This is a genomic window from Methylobacterium tarhaniae, assembly GCF_001043955.1.
GTDB classification, from domain to species: Bacteria; Pseudomonadota; Alphaproteobacteria; order Rhizobiales; family Beijerinckiaceae; genus Methylobacterium; species Methylobacterium tarhaniae.
Genome location: NZ_LABZ01000348.1, coordinates 1 through 766 on the forward strand (window position 1 = coordinate 1; position 766 = coordinate 766).

The 766-nt window shown below is 70.6% G+C and carries 2 protein-coding genes; one reads left to right on the forward strand and one right to left on the reverse strand.

What is annotated here, in order from left to right; translation table 11 throughout:
* Positions 1-314 (forward strand): helix-hairpin-helix domain-containing protein (locus VQ03_RS29845; protein ID WP_048454562.1); only part of this gene is annotated, 314 nt, incomplete at its 5' end.
* 11 nt (positions 315-325) lie between these two features.
* On the opposite strand, the gene VQ03_RS33500 is transcribed toward VQ03_RS29845, so the two are convergent.
* On the reverse strand, positions 326-517 hold the full coding sequence (locus VQ03_RS33500; protein ID WP_157064322.1) for a hypothetical protein: 192 nt from the start codon (positions 515-517) through the stop codon (positions 326-328).
* Between the last annotated feature and the right edge of the window lie 249 nt (positions 518-766).

A 766-nucleotide genomic window follows, 5' to 3' on the forward strand; every position in this document is an offset into this window, starting at 1 on the left:
TCCCGATGCCGAGCGTGGCTCCGGCCCCCTCGCCTGAGCCCTCCCCTCCCCCGGTCTTCACACCGCCGGTCCCGTCCGCGCCCCTGCCGCAGGCCGAGACGACCGAGGCCGCCGAACCGCCACCGGCCGCGACGGGTGCCATCGACCTCAACACCGCCAGCCTGGCGGAACTGAACGGCCTGCGCGGCGGCGGCATGATCGGCCGAGCGATCATCGCCAAGCGGCCCTACGCGTCGCCGAGCGACCTCCTGTCGAAGCGGGTCCTGAGCCGGGCGACCTACGAGCGCATCAAGGACCAGGTCACGGTGCGGTAGGCGGCAAGTCCCTAATGGGGAGGATCGCCTGGTAGCCGCCCCAGCTTGTCGGGATTGCGCGTGACATAGATCGCGACGATCCGGTCGCCTCGAATGGGCAGCCGGGCGGTGTGTCCATAGCCGCTACGACAGACGATCGCGACGCCGATGCCGTCTTCCGTCCGCGCGCCGTGGCAGCCGCATTCTTCGATGATGCGCATCATGCCCTCGTGCTCGAATGCATCCGGAAGGCATGACCACTCAGCTTGGCTGAGTGTGACATCCCGAGGGGAAACGGCCTCGATCCGGGGCGAGCCGATTGCGCCTCGACCCTAGGGCAGCGGCCCCCGATGCACCGCACCGGGGGCCGGTCCGATCACGCCGCCAGCGGCGCCGGGATCTCGGTCTCGCGCTCGTTGACGAGGTCGGCGGCGATGCGGCCGGATCCCGCCGCCATGGTCCAGCCGAGCGTG

What these genes read in the sequence shown, in the direction of transcription:
- VQ03_RS33500 (WP_157064322.1), bottom strand. Translation starts at nt 517, where the DNA reads ATGATGCGCATCATCGAAGAATGCGGCTGCCACGGCGCGCGGACGGAA.